This window comes from Candidatus Marsarchaeota archaeon (assembly GCA_023485295.1).
In the GTDB taxonomy this organism is placed as follows: domain Archaea; phylum Micrarchaeota; class Micrarchaeia; order Micrarchaeales; family Micrarchaeaceae; genus Micrarchaeum_A.
Genome location: JAMCZQ010000001.1, coordinates 110,299 through 117,935, shown reverse-complemented (window position 1 = coordinate 117,935; position 7,637 = coordinate 110,299). Strand labels below are relative to the sequence as shown.

The window sequence follows — 7,637 nt, the reverse complement described above, 5'->3', positions numbered from 1 at the left end:
TCCGATCTAAAGAACCTGATGGACATAATAAAATCGACTATATCCAACGGTGGCAAAGTTTTGATACCTCTGTTCGCAGTAGGCAGGAGCCAGGAGCTGCAGCTTGTCCTTGAAAACTATATGGCATTGGAAAACAGCCAATACAAGATAGAAGCGCCAGTATACCTTGACGGGATGATACTCGAAGCCAGCGCCATACATACTGCATACCCGGAATACCTCAAGGAAAGCCTGAGAAACCGCATATTAAACAACAGGTCTCCGTTTGAAAGCGAGATATTCGAAGTGATAAAAGGCGAGCGCGAAGAAGTTTTTGAAAAGGGCCCTGCAATAATACTGGCGAGCGGCGGAATGATGAACGGCGGCGCCAGCGTAGAATACTTCAAGAAGCTTGCAGATGATCCAAAGAACGTTTTAATATTCGTTGGCTACAACAGTGCAGGTTCACTGGGCCGCAGAATCCAGAACGGAACATCAGAGGTACCTCTGCCAGATGAGAACGGCAAGCTTGTTCCAATAAAGGTAAACATGAAAATAAAAACTGTAGAAGGCTTCTCCGGCCATAGCGATAGGCACCAGCTCATGGACTTCGTGCAAAAGCTGAATGTAAGGCCGAAAAGCATATTTACGATGCACGGGGAAGAGCAGAAATGCGAGGACCTGGCAAGGACTCTCGGAAGGCTGGTGCATGCGGATGCCAGGGCACCGATGAATTTGGATTCCATAAGATTCAAGTAGGCGTTTTATGTGCACAGAACGCGTGCCGATTCAATCATATTAAAAATTGATTTGGCATTGTGCATCTTTTTCGCCGCTTCACTATTCTCATACTTTGTAATTTTAAACAATGCCGGCATAATACTGTATTCATTCATTTTTTTCCTGGCAATAGGCATCGCGGCAGTCTTCAGAAAGCACCTTACCGACTACCTTATTGCAGGATCGATAGCGTTCATCATTGCAGGCTCAATACTCTATATCGGCAGCATAGTAATTCCATCATACATTGCATTTTCTGCAGTGGCCATTGCAGCAATCGCATACTTATACTTGCATGGCCAGATATCCAGCAAAAGAAATTCATTACTTGCGATGCTTGTCATTTTCCTTCCGGACTTGCTTTATTACTTCAACTTTTCAGTTTCACAAGAATTTCCGATTAATATAGCCATCGTAGGGTATTACCTGCTTATTGCGACAACCATATCCCTTTTTGGCCAGATTATGCTTGAAAATAGAGTGACCAAAAGCCACCACAACTTTTGCATCAAGTGCCCAAGATTCTCGGAGCATGACCTCAGAATTTTGCATTGCGCAGCATTTGCAATACTCATAATCCTGTTTGTATCGCCCATCTGGCCCGATGGTCACGGATTAGACTTTGCGCTGCTGCCCCATTCAATTATCTACCTAAATAGCAGTGCAATCAGCGCAAACGCCTCAAGCATAAGCTACCTGCTGCTTATAAACGCCTCAAAATATAGCTTATATGCCAATTCCAATCTCTCAAACATGCGCATTTATTACGCCAACTACAAAATGCCAAGCGGAACAATGCGCGAAATAAATTTTACAAATTATTATTTGGTGAACTTAAGCCTGAATCGTACCATGCTTCAGAACCAACAAAGGCTGTATATGTACTTTATCTCTAGGCTGCTTGGAAATAATACTGAAATAGTGTATAATGGAACCATATCCAATTATCCAGTGCAGTATAAGACAACGATAAGCAATGTTTCGTATACTGGCATGTTTATAAATAAAACATTTGTTGTGCCTATAACAAGCGCAGCATATTCTGAAAGCAATTCAATACAAGACATTTACCCATATTACTCATTCTCGTCATACTGCGTACCAGGCTTCAACATATCTTACACTGCAAACTTCACTGGCAATTCGACATTCAGCCTTTTCCTGATGCACAATGCAAATGATTTCATAAAAGCGATAAGCGGCCAACCGCCGGCTGACCAATATAATTATTATATAGACGAATTTAGAAACAATAGCTTCCAGTCATTCATAAACAGGACTGCTGTAAAAAGCACCGTGCATGCAAAAACCGGATGCCTTTATTATGCTGCTGTGTCCAAAAGCATATTGCGCATGAAAGAAGCTTTTGCAGCAAATTATAGCGTTGTCATAGGGCATAAAAGCGTAACTAAAAAGGAAGCAAATCTATTCGTAAACGAATCTTCTTTTATAAGACCAAAGCAATCAAACATCCTTGAAAGCCTTGCATATATTTACCAAAAGTACCTTTTCCTTGATTAAACGCAAAGGATTAAAGCGCAGTTGTAAGCCGCCATTATGCTGTCTGTAAGCAGGAATAGCCGAGAGCCAAAGCGATACATAAACATTTTGCAAAAATATAAATAGGGCATCCCAGAAATCTAAAATGTATAAACGGTGAATAAATGTATAATTCTAGCAATGTGGCACCATCTGCGACCAGGGTAGGAAATAATGTAGTACCAATAAACTATAAGCTGTTTTTCGACACTGATTTCGACTCGTTTAAATTCAAGGGCAAAGCAGAGATACAACTAAAAATTTCAGAAAAATGCAGGGAATTCAAGATTAACGCAAACCAGCTTGATATCATGTCAGTAAAGCTGATTTCTGGAAGTATTGAGCAAGCTTGCAGGATCAAGCTTGACAAAAAGAACAAGATTGCAACAATAAGCTTTAAAACGGGAGTATCCGGAGAGGCAAAGCTTGAAATCAAGTTCATAGGAATCAACAACGATGCAATGTACGGATTCTATAGGAGCAGCTACAAAGGCCTTCGCGGGAATACCGAATACCTGCTTTCATCGCAATTTGAGGCTGCAGATGCCAGGGCTGCATTTCCGTGCTTTGACGAGCCTGAATTCAAGGCTACGTTTGACGTAAGCATTGCAATACCGCGTGACATGACGGCACTATCAAACATGCCTATAAAAAGGGAGGAGCCCTCAGGGAAAAGAAAGGTTGTCACATTCCAAACAACTCCACGAATGTCCACATATCTGCTTTACCTTGGCGTAGGCCATTTTGAAAGCATAAGCGGGAACCTGGGCAAACTGAAAATCAACGTTTATGCAACGCCAGGAAAGAAGAAGCTATGTCCCATGGCCTTGAATTATGCCAAAAAGTTTATTGCATTCTACGAAAAATACTTCGGAATCAAATACCCGCTGCCAAAGGTCGACCTTATAGCAATACCTGATTTTGCTGCAGGAGCAATGGAAAACTGGGGAAGCATAACTTTCAGGGAGGTTGCTTTGCTTGGAGATGAAAAGCACTCATCAATCGGCACTAAGCAGCAGATAGCAGAAACCGTGGCGCACGAATTGGCGCATCAATGGTTTGGCGACCTTGTAACAATGAAGTGGTGGAATGACCTGTGGCTTAACGAAAGCTTCGCAACATTCATGAGCTTCAAGGCAATGGAAGCAGTCTTCCCAGAATGGGATGTTGAAAAGAAATATTTTGACGAGGTAATAGCAACCGCTTTTACTGCAGATGCATTAAAAAACACGCACCCCATAAGCGTCAACGTCTCAACCCCTGAGGAGATAAATGAGATATTCGACGAGATAAGCTATGAGAAAGGCGGCACGTTTTTGCACATGCTTGAGGATTTCGCCACTCCAGAAGTATTCCGGAAGGGACTGCATGCATATCTAGAAGCGCACGCATATTCAAATGCAACAAAATTTGACCTTTGGAATGCGATAAGCGACACTGCAAAAAAGCTACGAACAGGCAACGCATCGCATATCAGGGAATTTGCCGACTACTGGCTGGACAAGCCAGGGTACCCCATACTGAAAACTGCTGCCTCTCACGAAGCTTTGCATATAAGGCAAAGCAGGTTCATGCTTTCCAATATGTCGAACAATATTAAGTCAAAATGGCCGATAAAGATAAAATACATCGAAGAGGGCAAAAATGAAAAATCCATCTTCATGGATTCCGGCACTGCAGAGCTCAAAGCTAGTCAAAAAGGCTATGTCAAGCTGAATTATGGCCAGGACTACCTTTACAGGGTTGCATACGACATGCCGATGCTAAAAAAGCTCTGTGAAGCAGTGAGGTCAAGATCCATGCTCGGGACAGATGCATGGGGCATCGAGAACGACCTTTTTGTCATGGCTAGGACGGGTCAGATCAGGGCAGTCTCTTATCTGGAATTTGTAGAGGAATACTTTATAGGCGTTGGCTATCCTGCCAATTCCAATATAATATCGCATCTGGGCTGGCTTGAAGCCATGCTCTATGATACATTTTTGTATCCGGATCTGGTTAGGGTAAGTACGAAGTTCAGTTCAGACATCGTGGAAAGGTTCGGATGGTCAAAGAAACAAAACGAGGATCCCACTACAACAATGCTGCGCTCTTCAGCCCTTCAGGCGCTTGGTCGCTTGGGCTATAAGAAGGTTGAGCAAAAAATGGTAGCAGAAATGGCCAAATACTTAAAAACTGGCAAGAAGCCAGATCCTGACATGCGTTCTCCAATCTATTATACTTCCGCATGGTACGGCTCAAGCTATCTCTTTGGGAAAATCCTGCAGTTGTACAAGAACGAGTCGAATCCTGAGGAAAAGCGCCGCCTTCTCCAGTCCCTTGCGTTTTTCAGGAGCAAAAATGAAATAAATGAGGCTTTGCGCCTGTCGCTTTCCAGCCCTGACATACGGCTCCAGGACGCTTTTGTTATACCTGCAATAATGATGTCGAATCCAGAGGCAATGCAACACGTTTTCAAATGGACGTACGCAGAGTGGAAGACATTAATGAAAAAATATGACATAGGCACCCACATGCTAGAAAGGTACGTAGATAACTTTAGTGTAGCATATACTGCAAACGACTATAAGCGCTTCAAATCGTTTTTTGCAAGCCCAAGCAATGCCCGCCAGGACATAAAGAAGACTCTTGCAAAAACATCAGAGCGAATCGGCGTTAACATAAAATTCAGGAAGGCAAACGGCCTTGATGCCTGAAGTGTTTGAAATGGGATTGCTTCTTGATATATTTATAGCGTTTCTTTTTCTGATATGGCTCGGGCTTATGCTTGTGAATGTTGCAGGTGCATCAAAAAAGGGCTACGCTTATGAAAAAGGGCATGAGGGCTATTCTCCAAAAGCCCTCGTAATGCTTCCGTGCAAAGGCTTGGACCTTACACTTTCAAAAAATATCAGCTCCTTAAAAAAGCAGGAATACAAAAATTTCTTTCTCATAGGGATAGTCGATTCGGAAGATGATCCTGCAGTAAAAGTGCTGGAAGAGCAAAATGTCGATTACATAATATCATCAGCGCAATGCTCGCGGTGCAGCGGCAAGGTGAGAGCCATTGCTACTGCAATGGAGACTTTCGATGACTACGAAGTATACGTAATAGTAGACTCTGATGTAGAGGCAAGCCCTTCCCTGCTTTCTAAGCTCATTGAGCCGCTGCAAGACGGCAAAATAGGCATTTCAACAGCATACCCCCTTTTCAATCCTATTGGCGGCTTTTGGTCAAGGGTCAAAATGGCGTGGGGCTTTGTCGGAAACGGCCTCATGGAATCTGAATTGACAAGATTTGCATGGGGCGGCTCACTGGCATTCAGGAAGGACCTTTTGGACGCGGAACATTTCAAGGCCTTTAAGGAATCAGTATCTGACGATATTGCAATAGCAAGGTCCGCTAAGGACAAAAAACTGAAGATACATTATGTCAAAGAAAGGCTTATGCAGGTAAACACCAATGACAATTTCAGCAGGTTCATGGAGTGGGCCAACCGGCAAACCGCATTGTCAATAAGCGGCAGCAGAAAAATATTCCAATACGGCGTGGTGATATATTCTGCAGACATACTGCTTATAGCATCATCTATAGCGCTTTCAATATACGTTTCGCCTGCACTTATAATACTATTTGCCCCGTTCGTTATAGGAATAGCTAAGAGCTATATGCGCGCAGGAAAAGCCTATCCAGACCTTTGGCTCATATACATATTTACGAATTTCATATACCTTTACAATCTGATTGCAGCATCGCGCATGCATACGATTACCTGGCGCGGCGGTTCCTACGAGCTTTAATCTGCTTTCTGGTGCTTCTCGAATTTTTCGCTCCTGTTCTCCTTGCCTCTTACAAACGAGAATATGCCTGCACATGCAAGCATTATTACAAGCGCTATAAATGCCACGTGCATGCCCCTTACGAAGCTGTCGCCAATGCCTCCGATGACTTTTGAAGTGCCTGCAAAAATCTCAAACGCCTGAGCCCTTGACACTGCAGAAGCAGCTGCGACGAATGCTATTACGAAGCTGCCTATCAAGCCAAGGCTGCTGAAAAGCCTTAGCGTGCCTGATGCAGCGCCGCGCAGCTCGCCAGTGACGTTTGCCATGACTGCGCTGTTGTTTGAAGGCCAGAACATTGCCCCTCCGAACCCTGTTATTATAGTCCCTAAAACAACATAGTAAATTGGCGTATTCACTCCAAGCACGAATATGTAGAATAGCACCCCTGCAATCATGAATAGTATGCCTGCTGTTGCTATGGGCCTAGCCCCGAACTTGTCTGAATATTTGCCCATGTACGGGGCAAGAACTCCGCTTACCACATACCCTGGGAAAAGCACGAGCGATGCATACAATGGCGAATACCCTCGCACGCCCTGCAGGTACATTATCAAAAGGAACGTCACGCCCATGAAGCCCAAGCCCTGGAATAGCGATGCAAACAATGAGTTCCTGAAAACCCTGTTCCTGAACATGCTGAAATTTATTGTTGGCATCTTGACTCTCTTGTCTATGATTGCAAATGCGATTGCTGCGATTATGCCCAAAACAAGCATTGATATATTCAGGGAGCTGACCCCAACTGAAGCGTAGTTTATGCCGGCATAAGCTATCAAGGCAATTGCGATTCCAAGTGCAACCATGCCTGGCAGGTCTACCCTATCTGCAGACTTGTTGTTGTCCTTTATATACTTTAATCCGAGCGCAACTGCGGCAATGCCTATAGGCACGTTTATAAAGAATATGTACCTGTAGCCTATAAACGTGGTTATTATGCCGCCAAGGAGTATGCCTAGTAGCGCACCTATGTTCCAGCTCATCGACGTGTAGCCATAAGCCCTTCCTATCCTATGCCTCTCGAACGTATCTGCAATTATGGCGCTGCTGTTTGAGGATATAAGTGCTCCGCCAACTGCCTGTATGGCCCTGAAGGCTATAAGGCTTATGTCTGTTGGGGCAATGCCGCACAGGAAAGATGCTATTGTAAAAATAACGAAGCCGAGATTGAACATCCTGCTCCTTCCGTATATGTCGCCTATCCTGCCTAACTGTGTAGAAAAGACCGCGACCACTATCATGTAGATTAGTATGACCCATATTATAGTGGCTATTGTGGAATGCAGCGCCTGAGTCATAGCAGGAAATGCCAGAAGCACTATCGTAGAGTCAATGGAAGCCATCAGCGTTCCTATTACCACTACTGCAAGTATCATGTTTTCTCTGGTGGCGTTCATAATGCACCTTTTGGCATGTTTTATGCTGGTTATGCCGGCCTGCGATTGCAAATGCTATAATTGCAGATTAATTTAATTGACACATGTTTTAAGTTTTACTGAAAAATGCGTTTATTTTATGCT

The 7,637-nt window shown here is 43.8% G+C and carries 5 protein-coding genes; 4 read left to right on the top strand and 1 reads right to left on the bottom strand.

The features are described from left to right. The 4 genes from M1125_00520 to M1125_00505 form a co-directional block, all read left to right on the top strand. Nucleotides 1-738: beta-CASP ribonuclease aCPSF1 (locus M1125_00520; GenBank protein MCL5404314.1), on the top strand; the 738-nt coding region annotated here is incomplete at its 5' end. A 51-nt stretch (nucleotides 739-789) separates the two neighbouring features. After that, nucleotides 790-2,280, top strand: a complete 1,491-nt coding sequence (locus tag M1125_00515) for a hypothetical protein (GenBank protein MCL5404313.1) — start codon at nucleotides 790-792, stop codon at nucleotides 2,278-2,280. Between the two features lie 143 nt (nucleotides 2,281-2,423). Beyond that, nucleotides 2,424-4,994 (top strand): M1 family metallopeptidase, encoded by a 2,571-nt coding sequence (locus M1125_00510; GenBank protein ID MCL5404312.1) that lies wholly within the window; start codon nucleotides 2,424-2,426, stop codon nucleotides 4,992-4,994. Nucleotides 4,995-5,004: 10 nt separating this feature from the next. Then, a complete protein-coding gene (locus tag M1125_00505; GenBank protein ID MCL5404311.1) occupies nucleotides 5,005-6,078 on the top strand; it encodes a glycosyltransferase family 2 protein in 1,074 nt (357 codons plus the stop codon). On the opposite strand, the gene M1125_00500 is transcribed toward M1125_00505, so the two are convergent. Beyond that, the gene (locus M1125_00500) at nucleotides 6,075-7,514 is read right to left on the bottom strand and encodes an MFS transporter (protein MCL5404310.1); all 1,440 of its coding nucleotides are present in this window, start codon (nucleotides 7,512-7,514) and stop codon (nucleotides 6,075-6,077) included. The genes M1125_00505 and M1125_00500 overlap by 4 nt on opposite strands. Nucleotides 7,515-7,637: the final 123 nt, after the last annotated feature.

What these genes read in the sequence shown, in the direction of transcription:
- M1125_00510 (MCL5404312.1), top strand. Translation starts at nt 2,424, where the DNA reads ATGTATAATTCTAGCAATGTGGCACCATCTGCGACCAGGGTAGGAAAT.
- M1125_00505 (MCL5404311.1), top strand. Translation starts at nt 5,005, where the DNA reads ATGGGATTGCTTCTTGATATATTTATAGCGTTTCTTTTTCTGATATGG.
- M1125_00500 (MCL5404310.1), bottom strand. Translation starts at nt 7,514, where the DNA reads ATGAACGCCACCAGAGAAAACATGATACTTGCAGTAGTGGTAATAGGA.